Source organism: Pseudomonas sp. NFPP12, assembly GCF_900103205.1.
Taxonomy (GTDB): domain Bacteria; phylum Pseudomonadota; class Gammaproteobacteria; order Pseudomonadales; family Pseudomonadaceae; genus Aquipseudomonas; species Aquipseudomonas protegens.
In genome coordinates this window covers 127,831-146,543 of sequence record NZ_FMWW01000008.1, presented here as the reverse complement: position 1 = coordinate 146,543, position 18,713 = coordinate 127,831, and the positions used below count along the sequence as shown (strand labels likewise).

12 protein-coding genes are annotated in these 18,713 nt (G+C 61.3%); 5 read left to right on the top strand and 7 right to left on the bottom strand.

Features of this window, described 5'->3' with window-relative positions; translation table 11 throughout:
• Positions 1 to 103: 103 nt before the first annotated feature.
• Positions 104 to 1,333: an acyl-CoA dehydrogenase gene (locus BLS75_RS29960; protein WP_011062218.1), complete on the top strand. Its 1,230-nt coding sequence runs from the start codon at positions 104 to 106 to the stop codon at positions 1,331 to 1,333.
• Positions 1,334 to 1,375: 42 nt separating this feature from the next.
• Here the strand turns inward: BLS75_RS29960 and BLS75_RS29955 are convergent, their stop codons facing one another.
• Positions 1,376 to 2,758, bottom strand: a complete 1,383-nt coding sequence (locus BLS75_RS29955; RefSeq protein WP_072452708.1) for a substrate-binding domain-containing protein — start codon at positions 2,756 to 2,758, stop codon at positions 1,376 to 1,378.
• Positions 2,759 to 3,052: 294 nt separating this feature from the next.
• Between BLS75_RS29955 and BLS75_RS29950 the strand changes: the two genes are divergently transcribed.
• Entirely contained in the window at positions 3,053 to 3,385 is a 333-nt protein-coding gene (locus tag BLS75_RS29950; protein WP_011062216.1) for a DUF1508 domain-containing protein, read from the top strand.
• Positions 3,386 to 3,432: 47 nt separating this feature from the next.
• Here the strand turns inward: BLS75_RS29950 and xthA are convergent, their stop codons facing one another.
• Positions 3,433 to 4,245 carry an exodeoxyribonuclease III gene (gene xthA, locus BLS75_RS29945; protein ID WP_011062215.1) on the bottom strand — a complete coding sequence of 271 codons (813 nt, stop codon included), beginning with the start codon at positions 4,243 to 4,245 and terminating at the stop codon, positions 3,433 to 3,435.
• 176 nt (positions 4,246 to 4,421) lie between these two features.
• Here xthA and BLS75_RS29940 point away from each other — a divergent pair, with 176 nt between their 5' ends.
• The 3 genes from BLS75_RS29940 to BLS75_RS29930 all read left to right on the top strand — a co-directional run bounded on the left by BLS75_RS29940 (position 4,422) and on the right by BLS75_RS29930 (position 10,539).
• Positions 4,422 to 5,072: a GNAT family N-acetyltransferase gene (locus BLS75_RS29940; protein WP_072452710.1), complete on the top strand. Its 651-nt coding sequence runs from the start codon at positions 4,422 to 4,424 to the stop codon at positions 5,070 to 5,072.
• 65 nt (positions 5,073 to 5,137) lie between these two features.
• Positions 5,138 to 6,865, top strand: coding sequence for an autotransporter assembly complex protein TamA (locus tag BLS75_RS29935; protein WP_015636311.1), 1,728 nt, complete (start codon positions 5,138 to 5,140; stop codon positions 6,863 to 6,865).
• Entirely contained in the window at positions 6,862 to 10,539 is a 3,678-nt protein-coding gene (locus BLS75_RS29930; RefSeq protein ID WP_072452712.1) for a translocation/assembly module TamB domain-containing protein, read from the top strand. Before BLS75_RS29935 ends, BLS75_RS29930 begins: the two co-directional genes overlap by 4 nt.
• A gap of 4 nt (positions 10,540 to 10,543) precedes the next feature.
• Here BLS75_RS29930 and BLS75_RS29925 read toward each other — a convergent pair whose 3' ends face one another.
• From BLS75_RS29925 to BLS75_RS29905, 5 genes are all read right to left on the bottom strand, one after another.
• Positions 10,544 to 13,024 (bottom strand): fimbria/pilus outer membrane usher protein, encoded by a 2,481-nt coding sequence (locus BLS75_RS29925; RefSeq protein ID WP_072452714.1) that lies wholly within the window; start codon positions 13,022 to 13,024, stop codon positions 10,544 to 10,546.
• Positions 13,025 to 13,109: 85 nt separating this feature from the next.
• On the bottom strand, positions 13,110 to 13,859 hold the full coding sequence (locus BLS75_RS29920) for a fimbrial biogenesis chaperone (protein WP_072452716.1): 750 nt from the start codon (positions 13,857 to 13,859) through the stop codon (positions 13,110 to 13,112).
• Between the two features lie 72 nt (positions 13,860 to 13,931).
• Positions 13,932 to 14,513, bottom strand: coding sequence for a fimbrial protein (locus BLS75_RS29915; protein ID WP_072452718.1), 582 nt, complete (start codon positions 14,511 to 14,513; stop codon positions 13,932 to 13,934).
• Between the two features lie 271 nt (positions 14,514 to 14,784).
• Positions 14,785 to 15,039, bottom strand: a complete 255-nt coding sequence (locus BLS75_RS32660) for a hypothetical protein (RefSeq protein WP_072452720.1) — start codon at positions 15,037 to 15,039, stop codon at positions 14,785 to 14,787.
• Between the two features lie 5 nt (positions 15,040 to 15,044).
• Entirely contained in the window at positions 15,045 to 18,218 is a 3,174-nt protein-coding gene (locus BLS75_RS29905; protein ID WP_072452722.1) for a hybrid sensor histidine kinase/response regulator, read from the bottom strand.
• Between the last annotated feature and the right edge of the window lie 495 nt (positions 18,219 to 18,713).

Genomic DNA, 18,713 nt, shown 5'->3' with positions numbered 1-18,713 from the left:
GAATGTTAATACATGCCGAGAATAGGCTAGGTAAATTTTCGTAGCTGATCTAGCATCGATTTCAGTCCTCCAACACCCGATCGTCACAAAGGTAGAGCTGCCCATGGAATTCGCCTATTCCCCCAAGGTTCAGGAACTGCGTGAGCGTGTCACCGCGTTCATGGATGCCTATGTTTATCCGGCTGAAGCGGTCTTCGAGCGTCAGGTTGCCGAAGGCGATCGCTGGCAGCCGACCGCCATCATGGAAGAGCTGAAACTCAAGGCCAAGGAGGCCGGGCTATGGAATTTGTTTCTGCCTGAGTCGGAGTTGGGGGCAGGCCTGACCAACCTTGAGTACGCGCCGCTGGCGGAAATCATGGGGCGGTCGTTGTTGGGCCCGGAACCCTTCAACTGCTCGGCACCGGATACCGGAAACATGGAAGTGCTGGTGCGCTACGCCAACGAAGAGCAGAAACAGCGCTGGCTGGAGCCATTGCTGCGTGGCGAGATCCGCTCCGCGTTCGCCATGACCGAGCCGGACGTGGCGTCCTCCGATGCCACCAACATGGCGGCCCGTGCGGTACGCGACGGCGACCAGTGGCTGATCAACGGCAAGAAATGGTGGACCTCGGGCGCCTGCGACCCACGCTGCAAGATCCTGATCTTCATGGGCCTGAGCAACCCGGATGCGCCGCGCCATCAACAGCACTCGATGATCCTGGTGCCGGTGGATACCCCCGGGGTGAAGATTGTTCGCCCGTTGCCGGTGTTCGGCTACGACGACGCACCCCATGGCCACGCCGAAGTGCTGTTCGACAACGTCCGGGTGCCCTACGAGAACGTGCTGCTGGGTGAGGGCCGTGGTTTCGAGATTGCCCAGGGCCGCCTTGGCCCGGGCCGGATCCACCACTGCATGCGTTCCATCGGCATGGCGGAGCGGGCGCTGGAACTGATGTGCAAGCGTTCGGTGAACCGCACTGCCTTTGGCAAGCCGCTGGCGCGCCTGGGGGGCAACATCGACAAGATCGCCGATTCGCGGATGGAGATCGACATGGCCCGGCTGCTGACGCTGAAGGCCGCGTACATGATGGACACCGTGGGCAACAAGGTGGCCAAGAGCGAGATTGCCCAGATCAAGGTCGTGGCGCCGAACGTGGCCCTGCGGGTGATCGACCGGGCGATCCAGATTCACGGCGGGGCCGGGGTCTCCAACGACTTCCCGCTGGCCTATATGTATGCGATGCAGCGCACCTTGCGCCTGGCCGACGGCCCGGATGAGGTGCACCGCGCGGCGATCGGCAAGTATGAAATCGGCAAGTATGTACCCAAGGAGCTGATGCGCAGCGGGCATTGAGGGCGATGCGGCCGGCCTGTCGCAAGGCCGGCCGCTGTGAGTTCAGTACACCCAGACCTCCACGCGGCGGTTCTTGATCCGCCCTTCGTCGGCACTGTTGGCCGCTACCGGCAGCTCGCCGCCAAAGCCGCGAATCTCGCGAAACACCACGCCGCTCTTCACCAGTTCCCGGCGTACCGCCATGGCCCGCAGCTTGGACAGCAGGGCCGCGCGGGCCGGATCGTTCTTGGCGTCACCGAAGCCGGCCAGGGTTACCTGGCGGTTCATCTTGCCGTGCTGGCGCAGGTAATCCAGTACCCGATTGAGGTCCTGGCGGGCCTTGTTGTCCAGGCTGGCGCTGCCCTCCTCAAAACGAAAGTTGACCGTCAGGCGCTGCGCCTGGCGGGTGAGCGCCTGATAAGCCTCCGGCATCTGCGGGCTGGGAGCGACACGCATGGCCTGCACGGTCTGGGCGATAAAGCCGTTGGCGGCGACGATGGCCTGGCCCTTGCTGCCCTGGGCAAATCTCACCAGGGCATCGGCCCAGGGGTTCTGCCCATTGGGCGGCAGGTACAGATACAGGCGCCGTGACAGCGGGTAATCCTCGGTGGCGATCAGGCTGTTGAGCGGCAGCATCGGCTGTGAGTCGCCGTCGACAATGGCCACCGCCTTGGCCTGGCGTACATAGGGCAGGCCGATGAAGCCTATGCCCTGGGGGTCATGGCTGACTGCGTCGGACAACTGCTCGCTGGATTCAAAACGTTTTGCGCCGGGGCCCAGGGCCTTGCCGCGACGGCTGAGTACCAGTTCCTTGAAGGTGTCGTAGGTGCCGGACTGGTCATCCCGGGCGTAGAGATGTACCGCGCCGCCAATGCCACCCAGTTCTTCCCAGGTCCTGGCTTCGCCGCTGAACAGCCGGGCCAGTTGCTCGGTGTCCAGTTGGTTCAGCGGGTTGTGCGGATGCAGGATGATTGCCAGCCCGTCGATGGCGATCACCTGTTCGGCGCTGGGGCTTTTCAGGTCCCCCAGACTTTCAAGGTCCACCAGCTCGCTGTCCTTGATAGGCCGTGAAGCGGCGGCCAGGTCGGCCCGGGCGGTTTTCAGAGCGGCAAAGCCGGTACTCGAACCGTGGGCGGCCACTTCCACCCGCACCGCTCGGCCCTGGGCGGTTTGCCCCACCACCTGTTGTTCATTGTCTTTGCCACTGGCGGTGATCCTGATATCGCGCAGGCCCTGTTCTTCCATCAGGCCCCTGACCAGGGCCGGCCCGAGCCGGGCGCCGATGGTATTGGAGCCTTGGATGCGCAGGACGGGCGCATTGTCCGGGGCTGAGGGCAGGGCGGCGAATACCGACCAGGGCAGGGCGTAGCAAACGAAACCGATCAGAAACAGGCTGATGGTCCGGCACCAGATATCTCGTTCGCTGACGGTGGAAGCGCGGGGCATGGCGGCACTGGCCTTCTATATAGAGGGAGGAGGTAAGTGCTGGGGACATTAAGTCAGGGAGGTGACAGGGATGTGACGGACGGGGCTATTTGCAGAGAAATGGCGAAAGTCCTACATCATAAATAGCTGTTTTCTCTAGATTTTTTGAGATTTGTCCTAAAGACCAACCTCGGAACGGCGCGTAGAGTGGGCAACTTTGTCTGGCGGGGATTGGGGCGACTGCCAACGCGTCATCCCCCGCGGATGCCTCGGCAGTGTTGAGCTGCTATTTCGTAGTATGCAAAGGAGTTACAAATGAGTGCCTGGTTCGAGCTGAAGCAGTATGGCAGTGGTGCATGCAGATTCTTGCTGAAGACAAAGGAGGCGCAGACCATGCTTCAAAGCGACCGCTACCCTTGCCGGGACAGTGCCGAGGCGGCTCTCGGCCTGTTCCGCGCACACTGCGCTTCCCCGGAACGCTACGTCAAGAAAATTTCGTCGGGCGGCAAACCTTTTTTCAAGCTCAAGTCCGGTAAGGAAGTGATTCTGGTCAGCCACTTGTACGATTCGGAAGCCACCCTCGAGAGCGCCATCAGCGCTATCGCCAGTGCCGGTACCACGGAGCGGGTCGAGCACATACAGCTGTAACCGCAAAAAAAAGCCCATCGGCAGATGGGCTTTTTTGTGCCTGTCGATCAGCCCAGTTCGAGCCAGATCGGCGCATGGTCCGAAGGTTTTTCCATGCCCCGCAGTTCATAGTCGACCCCAGCGTCCTTGACCCGTGGCAACAACCCCTGGGAAGCCATGATCAGGTCGATGCGCAGGCCGCGTTTGGGTTCATCCTCGAAGCCGCGGCTGCGGTAGTCGAACCAGCTGAAGCGGTCGTTCACCTCGGGGTTCAGGTGACGAAAGCTGTCCACCAGGCCCCAGTTCTTCAGGCGGGCCATCCACTCGCGTTCTTCCGGCAGGAAGCTGCACTTGCCGGTCTTCAGCCAGCGCTTGGCGTTCTCGGCGCCGATGCCAATGTCGCAATCTTCCGGGGAAATGTTCACATCGCCCATCACCACCAGGGGCTGGTCATTGCTGAAACGGCTTTCCAGCAGGTGCTGCAGATCCTGGTAGAAGCGCTCTTTGGCCGGGAATTTGGTGGGATGGTCGCGGCTTTCGCCCTGGGGGAAGTAGCCGTTCATGATGGTCACCGGGGTGCCGTTGGCATCGGCGAAGGTGCCCCAGATAAAGCGCCGCTGGGCGTCCTCGTCGTCACCTTCAAAGCCTTTATGCAGGGCCAATGGTGCCTGGCGCGAGAGCAGGGCTACGCCGTAATGGCCTTTCTGGCCGTGGTAATGCACGTGGTAGCCCAGGGCCTGGATGTCGGCAAGGGGGAACTGTTCGTCGGCGACCTTGGTTTCCTGCAGGCCGATCACGTCCGGCTGGTGTTTGTCGATCAGCGCCGCCAGCTGATGGGGGCGGGCACGCAGCCCGTTGATATTGAACGAGACGATTTTCATGGTCGGCGGTCCTGGCAAAACAGCGATGCTAGCTGACAACGCCCGGGCCGGCCAGCGTGGCGGCGTGGCGGATGCGCTGCTAATGTCCCAGGGGCGCGGGAACGATCAGCGGCGCGCAGGGCTCGTACTAACAAGAACGCGGCCATTTGAGCCGGGTCCAGGGGAGAGTGACCGTCATGCCTGATTCCTCCAATGTCATCGCCGATATTCACCAGCTCGACAGCGGCTATTCCCGCGAAGCGCGGTCGCTGCTGTACCAGGCCTACCGCCATGAGCCGACCTTCGGCTTCATTTTCGAAGCCGATCGCCCCGGCTACGAACAGCGGGTACGAGCCACAGTGCGCGAATTGGTGAAGCAGCATTTTCTTCAGGACCTGCCGGCCATCGGCCTGCTGGTCAATGACCGGCTGATCGGTATCGCCCTGATCGCGCCGCCGCAACGGCGCCTGGGCATCACCGAAAGTTGGGCATGGCGCCTGCGCATGGTGCTCAGCACCGGGTTTCGCTGCACCCAGCGCTATCTGGAGTATCACCAGGCGGTGCAGGCCTGCCTGCCCAATGATGCGGTGCATGTGCTGCCGCTGCTGGGGGTACATCCGCAGTTTCAGGGCCAGCATTTCGGTGAGCAATTGCTGGCGGCGGTGCACAACTGGTGCGCCGTGGACGAACATTCCCAGGGTGTGGTGCTGGACACCGGCAATCCGCGTTACCTGGAGTTCTACAAGCGTCAGGGCTATGAAGAGGTCGGTGAGATTGCGGTGGGGCCGGTGCGTGAGCATGTATTTTTTCACCCCAACCCGCAGCACTTACAAAGAGCAACAGCCTGATATAGAACTTTCCGTGCACCTGAGCGCTCTATCGCCCTCCCAAGCTCGTGATAGCATCCGCGCCTATGAAGTTTCCAGGAAGATTTACCAGCGGCTTTTTGCTGTTGTTCACAAGCTGTGCGGCGCTGGCGCAGAGCGAATTGGATGTCAGGGTCAAGCCCGCCAATGACGAGTTGAAGGCCAATGTGGAGGGTTACATTGGCAGTGTCGGCGATCGCGATGAAGAAGCCTTGCTGCGGTTCAGCCGGGGCGCCGAGGAGCAGGCGAAGAAAGCCGCCCAGGCCCTGGGCTACTACCAACCGCATATCCAGAGTGAGGTGCGTGGCGGTGACAAACCGCGCCTGACGTTGCGGATCGACCCCGGCGAACCGGTGCACCTGCGCAACGTGACAGTCCGGGTCGAAGGCCCGGCGGCCTCCCTCAAGTCGTTTCGCCTTCCCGACGGCGACCAGCTCAAGCCTGGTGCCGTGCTCAATCATGGCCATTACGAAGACGCCAAGCGCCTGATCCAGAACCAGGCTTCGCGCTATGGCTTTTTCAGCGGGCGCTTTACCCAGCAGAAACTGTCGGTGGACCCCCAGGCAGGTGTCGCGGACATCGACCTGGTCTATGACAGCGGCCCGCGCTACGCGCTGGGCAAGGTCAGCTTTAGCGGTGACTCCCTGTTCGATGAAGACCTGTTGCGGCGCATGGTGCCGTTCAAGGCCGGTGCGCCCTACGACTCCGAACTGATTGCCGAACTCAACCAGGCCCTGCAGTCGAGCGGCTACTTCGAGGGCGTGCGGGTGGACGCCGCGCCTACTGCCGCCGAGCACGAGGTGATTCCGGTGGCGGTCCAGCTGGAAACCCGCAAGCCCCGGACCATGGGCCTCGGCCTCGGCTATTCCACCGACGTGGGGCCGCGGGTCAAGGCCAACTGGACCCGGCACTGGGTCAACCCCCAGGGCCACAGTTACGGCTGGGAGGCAGAAGTTTCTGCTCCGCGGCAGAACGTCGGCCTGTGGTACGACATTCCCCTGGACCCGCCTCTGACCGACAAGCTGCGGTTCGCCGGTGGTTACCAGAATGAAGAGATTGCTGGCACCGATACCCTGAGTAAGTTGCTCACCATCGGTCCCGAGTGGCACAGCAAGTTGCCCAGCGGCTGGCAGCGGGTGCTGTCGCTGAAGTATCAGCGAGAGGAATATCGCCTCGGGGACGACTCGGGCCTGAGTAATCTGCTGATGCCTGGCCTGACTTATTCCTACCTGCGCAGCGACAATCGCATCGACCCGCATAACGGCTATCGCATTCAGTTCGACACCAAGCTGGCCAAGGAAGGGGTCGGTTCCGACACCAACCTGCTGTATGGCACGGTGCTGCTGAAGGGACTGACCACGGTCTGGGACAACCACCGCTTTCTCGGGCGAGTGCAGTTCGGTGGCAGTGCCACCAATGGCTACAAGTCGATTCCGCCATCCTTGCGCTTCTTTGCCGGTGGCGACCAGAGCGTTCGGGGCTACGACTATCAGACCCTGTCACCGGAAAACTCCGAAGGTGATCGCATTGGCGGCCGCTACATGGTGGCCGGTAGCGTCGAGTACCAGTATTCGATCGCCGAGAAATGGCGGATCGCGACCTTTGTCGACCAGGGCAACTCTTTCAACAAGCTGGAACTGCCTAACCTCAAGACCGGGGTGGGCGTCGGCGTACGCTGGGTTTCGCCAGTGGGACCGATCCGGGTCGACCTGGCCCACGCGATGAATGACGACGGCGGCATCCGCTTGCACTTTTCCATGGGGCCAGAGCTTTGAAGCGTGGTTTGAAGATAACGCTGCTGGCAATTGTTGCGCTGGTGATCCTGATCATTCTGGCCGTGGCCAGCGTACTCGGAACCCAGGCTGGCAGCCGCTGGGCCCTGGCGCGAGTGCCGGGGCTGACCCTGGACAATTTCGAGGGCCGCCTTGGCGGGCACTGGAGCGCCGATCATTTGCTCTGGCAACAGGAGGGCAACCGGGTCGAGCTCAACGCCGTGCAGTTCACCTGGTCGCCCGGCTGCCTGCTGCGCATGACCCTGTGCATCGAGCAGTTGGAAGCCGATCAGGTCAGCCTGCTGTTCCCTCCGAGCGGCGAAACCGAAACCAGTTCGGAGCCCATCAGCCTGCCGGAATTGAAGCTGCCGTTGGCCATCGAGTTGGGGCAAGTGCGTGTGGGCAGCCTGCTGTTCAATGGCAGTGAAGAACTCAAGACTCTGCAACTGGCGGCGCACTGGACTGCCCAAGGCCTGCAGATCGACTCTTTGCACCTAAAGCGCGATGAACTGAGTCTGGACCTTTCCGGGCTGCTGCAACCCAGTGGCGACTGGCCCCTGACCGCCCAGGGCAACCTCGGCTTGCCCGCTCCCGGTGGTGGCCCCTGGTCCCTGGCGTTGAAGGTTGAAGGCGACCTGCTCAAGACTCTGCGGCTCAATGCCGACAGCAGTGGCTACCTGCAAGGGCAATTGAGCGGCCAGGTGCAGCCCCTGGTGGAGAACCTGCCGGCCCAGGTGCGCATCACTGCCGATGGGTTCAAGGCCAGCGCCGATCTGCCGGACACCCTGCAACTGGATCAGCTGGAGCTGACTGGCCAGGGCGACCTGAAAAGCGGCTACCAGCTCGCCGGCAAGGCCAGCCTGCCGGCGGAGCAGGGCCCGGTGGCCCTGTTGCTGCAAGGCAAGGTCGACGCCAAGGGCGCACAGATTGCCGCCCTGGACCTGAGCGCCAACGACAAGCAACACCTCAAGCTCAGTGGGCAACTGGACTGGAGCGAAGGTTTCGCCGCCGAGGCCAAGCTGGCCTGGCTGGACTTCCCCTGGCACCGCCTGTATCCGCTGATTGACGAGCCGGCGGTGCGGGTCCGCAGTTTTGATGCCGAAGTGGCTTACCGTGACGGTAACTACCTGGGCAACTTCAAGGGCGACCTGGACGGCCCGGCAGGCGCGTTCAGCCTGAGCAGCCCGTTCAGCGGCGACCTGACGAAAATCTATCTGCCGCAGTTCAAGCTGGCGGCGGGCCAGGGCAAGGCCGAGGGCCACCTGAACCTGCAGTTCGCCGACGGCATTGCCTGGGATACCGCCCTGGATCTGTCGGCCATCAACCCCGCGTACTGGGTGGCGGAGCTGCCCGGAACCCTGGCCGGCCCCCTGCGCAGCCAAGGCGAAATGAAGAACCAGCAACTCAAGCTCAATGCCAACCTCGACCTCAAGGGACGCTTGCGCGGACAGCCGGCGGTTCTCCAGGCCAAGGCCGACGGAGCGGGCGAGCAATGGACCCTGGGCGCGCTGGACATCCGCCTGGGAGACAACCGGATCAACGGCTCCGGCAGCCTGCAACAGAAGATCGCCGGCCAGCTGGAGATCAAGATGCCGCGCCTGGGTCAGCTCTGGCCCGAGTTGCGTGGGCAGCTCAACGGTCGGCTGGACCTGGCCGGCACCCTCAAGGCGCCACAGGGCAAGCTGGACCTGGCCGGGCAGCAACTGGCCTTTGCCGAAAACCGCCTGCAGAACCTCAAGTTGGACGCCACTCTGGATGGTGCGCAAAAGGCCCAGGTGGACCTCAAGGGCAGCGGGATTCAACTGGGCGACACGCAGTTGGGGACCCTGACCCTGGCCGGCCAGGGCGACATCAAGAAACAGAAACTGCAACTGGACCTGCAAGGACCGCTGTTGAAACTGGCCCTGGGCCTGGATGGCGTCCTGGACCAGGGCAACTGGCGCGGGCGCCTGGCCAGCGGTGATGTACAGACTGGCGGCCAGGATTGGAAGCTGCAAAATCCGGCCCGGCTTGAGCGGCTGGCCAACGGCACGCTGAACTTCGGTGCCCACTGCTGGGCCAGCGGCGATGCCAGCCTGTGCGGTGAAGACCAGCGGCTGATGCCGGACCCGAAACTGCGTTATCACCTCAAGCGTTTCCCCCTAGACAGCCTGGCGCAGTGGCTGCCCAAGGATTTCGCCTGGAAGGGCATGCTCAATGCCGATGTGCAGCTGGACTTGCCGGCCAGCGGGCCCCAGGGCCAGATCATGCTGGACGCCAGCGGTGGCACCCTGCGGGTCAAGGAAAAGGACCAGTGGCTGGATTTCCCCTATCAGGCGTTGAAGCTCAATACCCGCCTCACCCCGCGGCGCATCGACACGCAGTTGCAGTTCGACGGCGGCAAACTGGGTGAGCTGATGCTCCAGGCGCAGATCAATCCGTTGCCGAAAAGCAAACCGCTGTCCGGTGATTTCCGCCTCAGTGGCCTGGATCTGTCCGTGGCGCGGCCGTTCGTGCCCATGGTGGAAAAGCTCAGCGGCAGCCTCAATGGCAGCGGTCGTTTGTCTGGCGGCCTGCTGGCGCCTCAGGTCAACGGCAACGTGCAGTTGTCCGGGGGCGAGGTGTCCGGCTCCGAGTTGCCCATCAGCCTTGAAGACCTGCAACTGAGCGCGCAGATCGCTGGCGAGAGCGTGCAGCTCAACGGCGGCTGGAAAAGCGGCAAGGCCGGGCAGGGCAGCCTCAATGGCAACATCGCTTGGGGCCGGGCGCTATTGGTGGACCTGAGCCTCAAGGGCACCCAACTGCCGGTGACGGTGGAGCCCTATGCAGCGCTGGAGGTGGCGCCGGACCTGAAGATCTCGCTGCAGGAGGAAAAGCTGGCGATTGCCGGCAAGGTGCTGATCCCCAAGGGCCAGATCACCGTGCGCGAATTGCCGCCCTCGACAGTCAAGGTCTCCGACGACACGGTGATCGTCGGCCAGCAGACCGACGACGGCAAAAAGGCCATGGCCATGGCCATGAACATCGATGTGGAGGTGGGCCAGGACAAGCTGGCCTTCAGCGGTTTCGGCCTGACTGCCAACCTGCAGGGGCACGTGCACATTGGTGACAACATGGATACCCGCGGTGAGCTGTGGCTCAACGACGGCCGCTATCGGGCCTACGGCCAGCGCTTGACCGTGCGTCGTGCGCGGCTGCTGTTTGCCGGCCCCATCGACCAGCCTTACCTGGACATCGAGGCCGTGCGCCAGACTGACGACGTGATTGCCGGCATCCGCCTGAGCGGCAGCGCCGAGCAACCGGCGACGCAGATCTTCTCGGAGCCGGCCATGAGCCAGGAACAGGCGCTGTCCTATCTGGTTCTGGGGCGCCCGCTGACATCCACCGGTGAAGACAACAACATGCTGGCCCAGGCGGCTCTCGGGCTGGGGCTGATGGGCAGTTCGGAACTGACCGGCGGCATTGCCAAGAACCTGGGCATTCAGGACTTCCAGCTCGATACCCAGGGCAGCGGCAACAACACCAGCGTGGTGGCCAGCGGCGCCATTTCCGAAAGGCTCAGCCTGCGCTATGGCGTCGGGGTCTTTGAGCCGGCCAGTACCATCGCTCTGCGTTACAAGCTGAGCAAGAAGGTCTATCTGGAAGCAGCGAGCGGTTTCGCCAGCTCCCTGGATATCTTTTACAAGCGCGATTTCTGAGGAGTCAGGGGCGGCACACCAGTGTCGCCCGCTCGTAGTTCAGCGCGGCGTTGCGTTCGGGCAACGCATAAGGCGCTTCACAGCGCTGGCCCTGCCAGTTGATGGTCAGGGTACCGGCGTCGGCTTCAACCAGCGCCAGGGCCTTGCCACCAGGGTCAGAAATCGCCAGCTGTTTGCCGGTGCTGTCCTCGAGCGACGCGCCAAACGGAATCGGCTGGTGTCGAGCGTCGAACAGCGCAAACTGCACTCGCCGTCCGGTCTTGCTGGTGTAACGCGCCAGCACCACGGCACCACGACGTGGCACCACTTGCCGGGTCGCACTGTCGATCTCGATATCGGCGCCCAGGTCTCGAGTGTCGAGGTTGATCCAGTTCACGCGATAGGGCTGCGCATTGGGGACCACGGCGAAGCCGTTGCTGCCGGTCCTGGCTCCGGAGAAGCTGCCGATTTTCACCCCTTCCACGCCTTCGACCTGCGCCAGCGCGAACGTTTCGCCCACGGTCTGTCCCAGGTTGATCCCGCCGGCATGGCCGACGATCGAGCCTGACAGGTTAAGGTTTTGCGAGTTGTAGCCGCGCCCCTGGCTGTAGCCGGCACTGATATCCATTACCGAGGTGCGGGTGCTGAGGTTGACCGAGCCGGAGCTGCCGCCAGTGCTGCTGTTGCCGGCTTGCACCGAGTAATAGGTGTCGCTGTCTTGCGACAGATAGCCGTTGATGCCCATTTGCGTGGTATCGCCGGACTTCTGCGTGCTGGCCGAGACGAAGGCGCGGGGTGCACGAGGCTTGGAGCCCAGCGGGAACGATACGGACAGGTTCACCAGCGTGTCATTGTTCGCCGGCCCGTAGTTGCCGACATCCTTGGAGTAGGTGGCGCCGAGGTTGTAGCTCACATCGCCCCAATAGTTGCTGTAACCCGCCGACAGGCTTTGCGAACCACCGCGTCCCCAGTAACGCTGGTCGCTGGCGTTGATGTAGATGCTGCCGTATCGCTGGTTTCGGCCCAGGCTCTGGTTGACGGTCAGGTCGGTACGGGTTTTCGAGTTGCCGATACGCTTGTGACCGTCGTTGCTCAGTTCCTCGACGTGCTCGGTGAGGGTGCGATAGCCCTCGGTCGAGTAGCGATAGGCGGCGAGGGTAAAGTTGGTGTCGGTGCCGGTGAACGTCTTCGCATACAGGGCGCGCAGGCTGTTGCCGGTGATGGTTGCGCCGAAAGTGCTGCTCATGGAGTGGGTCAAGTCCAGTGAGACGGCACCGATAGTTGTATTGCGGCCAGCTCCGACGGACAGCGCCTTGAAGTTTTCCGAGGCCTGCACCCCGATGATCCCGGACAAGTTACTGCTGATGCCGTACGCCAGGGTGCTGCTGACAAATTGCGGTGACTTCTGGTCATCGCTGTTGCTGTTGTACTGGCCGGCCGAGACGCTGTACTTCAACTGGCCCTCACGGACCATGATCGGCAGGCTGGAAAATGCCTGCACCGTCACCCGGCGGCGGCCATCGGCTTCGATAATCGTCACTTCCAGGTCGCCGTTGGAGCCGCTGGGGTAGATATCGCTGATCTCGAATGGCCCCGGCGGCACGTTGGCGGTGTAGAGAAGGTAGCTGTCCTGGCGGATCTCCACGGTGGCGCTGGACTGCGCAATGCCGCGAATGATTGGCGCATAACCGCGCTCGCTGTCGGCACGCATGCCGTCGTCGGACGCCAGTTTCAGGCCGCGATAGCGCACGCTGTCGAACAGGTCGGCATCTGAAAAGATATCCCCGGCGCTGAACTGACCCTTCAGGGCTGTCACGTCGTGTTGCAGATAGCTGCGGTTACTTTTGAATGTGCTGGGGCGGCCGGTGCTGCTGCTGAAGTTCGATTCGTTACGCAAGCGCCAGGCGCCGAGGTTGATGCCGTTGCGCAGGCCGACGTTGTTGGACAGGGTATTTTCACCCCGAGTGCCGTTGCGGCTGCTGCTCAATTGATAGTTGATGAACGCGGCGGGAACGCCTTCGTCCCACAGGGCCGGGTCGACATAACCACGTCGGCCACGCGCCATGGCGCTTTGCGGGACACTGACCATCAAGCGCAGGCGGGGCACGTCGTAACGCACGCTGGCGTGATCGATCAAGGCGGGCAGGTCCAGGCAGGTTTCGGGATCATCGCTGCCCAGTTTGCCGCTGGCCTGCAGTTTGTCGATGTCGACCCCTAATTGCTGCACCATCTCCAGAGTCAGGCAGGCCTCGATCTTGTTCGTGCCGGGAGAACGACGAAAATCGATGTCGCGGCGCCCGACCAGCGTCTCGTTGCCGTACAGGTCCACCCGATAGATACCGGGCAGCACGCGACTGCTGGCAAACAGTGATTGCAGATCGACAGAAGATGTTGCGCCTTGCAGAAACGAGGTATTGAACTGTTCTTCGTCATCGGCAAGGCAGGTGCAGCTGAAAACCAGGGCAATCGAAAACGGCGCCCATCCGTCGCGCTTGAGTAAAAACATTCAGGAACCCTATATCACCTCCGATACCAACTAACGGAGCGAAGAGAAATACAGTGGAAGTGCAGCCGTCATAGCGGCACGTAAGTTATGGGGTTTGTTTATTTAAACTGGCTTGGGTGTCAGCACTGTTGGAAAGTTGCGCGCCATAACGATCTTGTGCGCCATAGTCATTAATACTGCTGAATGAAAGGCGAGCTGTATTGGGGGTGTGAAGTTGTTTAAGAGGGAAGCTTTTTTGTTCGCCGGGGGAAATCATCATCGAATCGAAGGGGTGTTCACTGATGGTGCCGGATTGAAGTGTGATATCTGCAATCGACACGTGATACCGGCCTGGGTTATTCACCACCAACAAGCTCTTGCCGGCTTGTTCTGTCAGGCGCCAGGTCAGTTCGCTCGGTGCCAGATAGGCGTTGTTTTTCAGGCCTGCCGGGCGGAAGAACACCTTGATGCGCTGGCGCACGGCCAGTTGCAACGTGTTCTCGGATTTCGCCGCTTTAGGGATCTCTTGCACATTGAGCCACACCACCGACTCGCGGTCGGTCGGCATGCCCGCGCCTTCGTAGATCACCCGCAATATTTGCTGTTCGTCGCCGCTGACGCGCACCAGGGGCGGCGTCACAGCAAAGGGTACGGCTGCGGTTTCGCTGGAGTCGGTGTCGATCCACGACTGGATCAACACATCTTCACCGCTGTTACGCACGGTGATTCCGGCCTCCTTGTGCTGGCCGTCGAAAATCAGACGGGTGCTGCTCAAGGAAATTCCGGCCACGGCCTGATTGACCGCGAACAGGCCCAGCAGGCCTGCACAAAAGGACAGTGAGTGACGATAAAACATGAGGGCTACCGCGCAAGTGAATGAGGATGCAGGGCCGAAAGGCCCCGCACCAGGCTTGTATGTTCGCGCGGATTATTCGTATTGCAGCGTGAACGGTAGGGTGGCGTCGCCACGACCGGCAACAGCCAGTTTCGGATCGACGGTGGTTACGTAGGCTGCGGAGAATTTGAGGGTTGCGTTGCTGTCTTGCAGAGTGTTTTCGATTTTTGCGGCGCTCGGCGAGCTGAGGTCGATCACGGCGCCATTGGAGTCAAGCAGCGCAATGCCGATACCTTTCGCAGCCCCCAGGCCATCGATCAGGCGCAGCACCTTGGTGCCGGGTTCAATGCCCGAACCTGCGCCCTTGGTTGGTTCGAAGATCATCGCGACCTTGGTTCCAGCGTTGCAGTTGATCTTCATGTCGAAGTTCTCGGCGCTCAGGGTGCCGTTGCCTTTAGGTGCAGTGGCGGTGCCCATGTCCTTGATCGAAACTTCGCCCATGGCGACTGAAATGGTCTTGTTGTTTCCGGCGCCTTCGACCGAACAGGCATCGTTGTTGATGGTACCGGTGAAGTTGATAGTGCCGCTGCCAGCCTTGACGGGGTCGTCTGCCAGGGCGTTGCCAGTGGCGGCAATGATTGAAAGGGCGAGAAGTGCGCGAGTTAGCTTTTTCATGTTGTTTCCCAATGGTTAGGTTTAAAACAACAACACGATATAACGCGAATTTTTGGTGGTACATCAGACGATTCCTAGAAGTTGATTGCAGCTGGAATGTAGTTGTCTGTTAGTTTGAATTGGTTCTTGTTATGTATGGCAATTCAAATTTTTATAGTTGCTGTTGATCTCAAGTTTTCTCGTGGCGAACATCTTTTGAATGCTTGTTATCTTTGCGCTCTTAAGTCAGTCGTCGCTAACTCCCACTCCCGGAACAAATAAATGCACTATTTTATTTTCCTTTAGCAATAGGTGAGTAAAGCGCTCGGCGCTGGTGCGCACCGGCTTGTCCGAGCTCTTGCAGACGCGTCAGGCTCAGTTGATTGGAAATTATCGTCAGCACCAGCACGTTGGGGAATTGCCGCGTCAGGTATGCCATCAGTGCGAAAGCATTGGCCACGCTCAACCCGCTCTCGTACCCCACCGGGACGATGGGGTGGTCATCGGCAATGGCAACCCTGAGGGTTTCATTGCTGATCATCCGCATTGAAATTATTCAAGGGTGTCCAGCAGGTCTTTCAATCGAGCCAGATTCTGGCGCACTTCCAGGTCCAGGGTGCGGGTCACGCTCATGCCGTTCAAGCGGCACTCCAGCTCGACGAAGGTTGTGGCCAGTGCCTCGAGCTGTACCGCACCCAATGCACCGGCCATGCTATGCAGCTGTTGCGCCACGCGATGGGCATCGGCGTTGTCCAGTGCCGTCAGCGTGGTCTGCATGTCCTGGCGCAGCGTCGTGACAAAGAGTTCGCGCATGTCCGGTGACAGCTTTAGAGGCGCTACGCTGGTCGCCGGCAGGGTGATTTTGCAATGTCTTTCCAGGTGCGCGCGCAGGGTGGCAAGGTTCAGTGGCTTGACCATCCAGGCGTTCATGCCGACGCCAGCGCAGCGCTCGCCTTCTTCGCGCAAGGCGTTGGCGGTGACGCCGATAATCGGCAAGGCCTGATCCAGTTGTCGTAACGCCGTGGTCAATTGGTAGCCGTTCATGACCGGCATGTTGACGTCGGTCAGCAGCAGGTCGAAGCGTCCGGGCGACCACTGCGCCAGGGCCAGCTCGCCATTGGCCGCGACGACCACCGAGCAGCCCAGCACTTCCAGTTGCTCCTTGATGATCGCCGAGTTGATCACATTGTCTTCCGCCACCAGCACTTGCAGATTCAACTGCCGAGGCTTTTCCGGCGACGAAGGTTGGCTGTCGGTGCTGGCGCCATGCTGGACCTGATATATCGCCCAGGCGATCGCGCGGACATCATGGGCGTCGACTTCTCGGTCGGTACCGCGCAATTGCGAAGGGTTGGGGCCATCCGCCCTGGCGACGACCCTCGGACCGGGCCAGGCCGCGGTATTGGCCGGCGAGCAAAGCTCTACCAGCAGTGCCGATGACACCGGTGTACCGGCCGTCAGTGGGCGGCAGTCGAGGCCGAAACGCTTGAGCCAGGCCATCAGGTGTTGTGCCTGTTCAGTGACCTGCGCGCGTACATAGACGGTGGCGCTGCCGGGGCCGAACACAGGGCAAGCGGCCAGGTCACCGACTGCGTGGTCCAGCGAGAGTTGAAGGATGAAACTGCTGCCGAGCCCAGGCTCGCTGACCACGTTCAACTGGCCCGCCATCAATTCGCACAGCCATTTGCAAATGGCCAGCCCCAATCCGGCACCGGCCTGTTCAGTGGCATCGTTGACCTGATAGAAAGGGTCGAACAGTTGCTGTTGTTGCGTCTGGGCAATCCCCCTTCCAGAATCGCTGACCTGCCACTGGACATGGGCGCGATCGTTGTCGCTTGCCAATAGTTGAGCCCGCAATACGATGCGACCGCTATCGGTGAACTTGATGGCGTTGCTCAGCAGGTTGTTGAGGATCTGGCGAATCCGTATCGGGTCGCCGCGCAACCGATCCGGCAGCGCCGGGTCGATGCAGGCATAGAGCAGCAGGCCCTTGGATCGGGCGAAGGCACTGTAGGTGCGCACGGTGTCTTCGGTCAGTTGCAGCGGACAGAAATCCTGAAATTCGAGGGTCATCTGTCCAGCTTCGATTTTCGACACATCCAGTACATCGCTGATCAGTTGGAACAACGTGGCGGAGGAGCGCTGGATGGTGTGCAGGTAATCCTGCTGGCGCGGGGCGAGCGAGGTCAGGCCAAGCAGCTCCAGAGTTCCCAGGACGCCGTACAGGGGAGTACGGATCTCGTGGCTCATGGTGGCGAGGAAACGGCTCTTGGCCTGGTTTGCCGAGTCGGCGGCCTGGCGCGCCTCTTCCAGCGCCGCCGCATCTTCGACATGCCGGGTCACGTCATGCAACGCACATAACCAGGCGTCCTGGCCCTGATAGCGGGTGGGCACAAAGGCGACGTGCAGGTGGCGTCCATTGATTTCAAGATCGGCATGACCGGGGCCCGTGAGGGGCGTGAGCAAGCTCATCAGTTGGCCGTTGTCGTGCCATTGCTGGGCGCGCTGGTTTTCCAGCAGGACGTGGTGATCGCTGCGGCGGATCACGCACAGGCCGGTCGGCGCCGTGTCGATCACCGTGCGGCTGAACGCCTCGCTTTCGGCGATGCTGGCGTGCGCCCTCTGCGCGGGCAGGATGACCCGGGCCTGGTACCAGCGATTGACCGCCCGACTGCAACCGAGCAGCGCAAGCACCAGAGCAACCAGGCACAGCAATGGCCACAGCGCGTAATCGAGGAAACTGCGCAGGCTGATGACGTAGATCGCCGTCCAGTGTTGCTCCCCGGGGCTGCTCAGTTTGAATACCAGGCCGTCGCGGTTGAAGTTCACCCCTTCATCCAGCACCTGGCCGGGTTTCAGAGCACCGGTCAATACCACGCCACGGGGGGTGATCAAGGTGAAGTCATCGTAGATCGACCACTGCATCAACCGCTCGATGTTGTTGACCTGGGACAGGTTCATCAGTGAGCCCAGTACCACCCAGGTATCGGCACCCTCGACGGTCAATGCGGTTTTAGCCAGGTTGATACTCACGTAAGCCAGCAGGGTGGGGGCGCTCTTGTCGTCATTGAAAGAGACATAGGGTTCCCAGTGCACCTGCAGATCTGGCAATGGCAAGTCCTGCCCGCGCAGGCGCTTGTTCAAGCGGGTCATCGCATCAATCAGGTCGCCCATCTGCATCGGTAGCTGCCCGGTACCGCGCAAACGCCCGGCGGAGGGTACGGCCAGATCAAAATTGTCGGGGCCATTGATCAGGACGACTTGGGGCGACTGATAGTGTGAGGCCGACCAGAACGCGCTGTAATAGGCCGCCAGATGGGTACCCAGCGCAAAGATTTTCGGGTATTGGCTGGGGGCAATCCTGTCCGTATTGATCTTCAAGCTATAGGGCAGCGAAAACGGCAGGCCGCGGCCCTCGTAAATGTTCGGCCCTTCATCGGGTAGGTTTTTTTGTGAGTAGGGCGGCAACATGGCATTGGGCAGCCGTTCGCCTTTGACGCTTTCCCGGGCGATATCCTGCAGGAACACTTCCTGTTCGTGGACATTCTCCATCAGCCGGGCGAAGTGAAATTGCAAGGTTTCGCGCCGCTCTTCGATCATGCGCGTCACCCCTACATAGCTGATGCCCAGCAACAGCAGCACCAGGGCACCGAGCACCAGCAGGCTCTTGTTCAGGCGCGAGGAACTGCTGGCGAGTTTCTCCAGAAAGGCATTGGGATGTGGCATTAGAGGACCTGGGCAGCAGTGATGGGAGAGCCGTTGGACGCAGTGATCTCGATGGCAAGTGACGGGTATCAACACCCGCTTGCCAATCCGTACGCGTTTGCCGGCCCGTCATGGGACAGCAACTGCCGGAATTGATCCGAAGACATGGCGTGAAAGATCAGGAAACCCTGAGTCTGAGTGCAGTCGATTTTATGCAACAGATCAAGTTCTTGCGCGGTCTCCAAGCTTCCCGCCATCACCGTTAGACCCGACGGGTGACCGAGCCGAGCAATGCAGGTCGGCGCCTACGCCAGTCCTCGTTGGCGTTGCAGTCGTGCACCTGTATGCGCTCCATCTTCAATTCGCTGAAGGAGGGTGATACCGGGGGCACGTGCGAGCCATAGCCTTTGTCGAAGTCATCGTGGAATAGGCCAACCCCGATGATTCACAGGCAGCAGGCAGAGGGATGGAAACGACCCGTCGCCAGCAGGTTGGCGATGACGCTCGCCTGTTCAA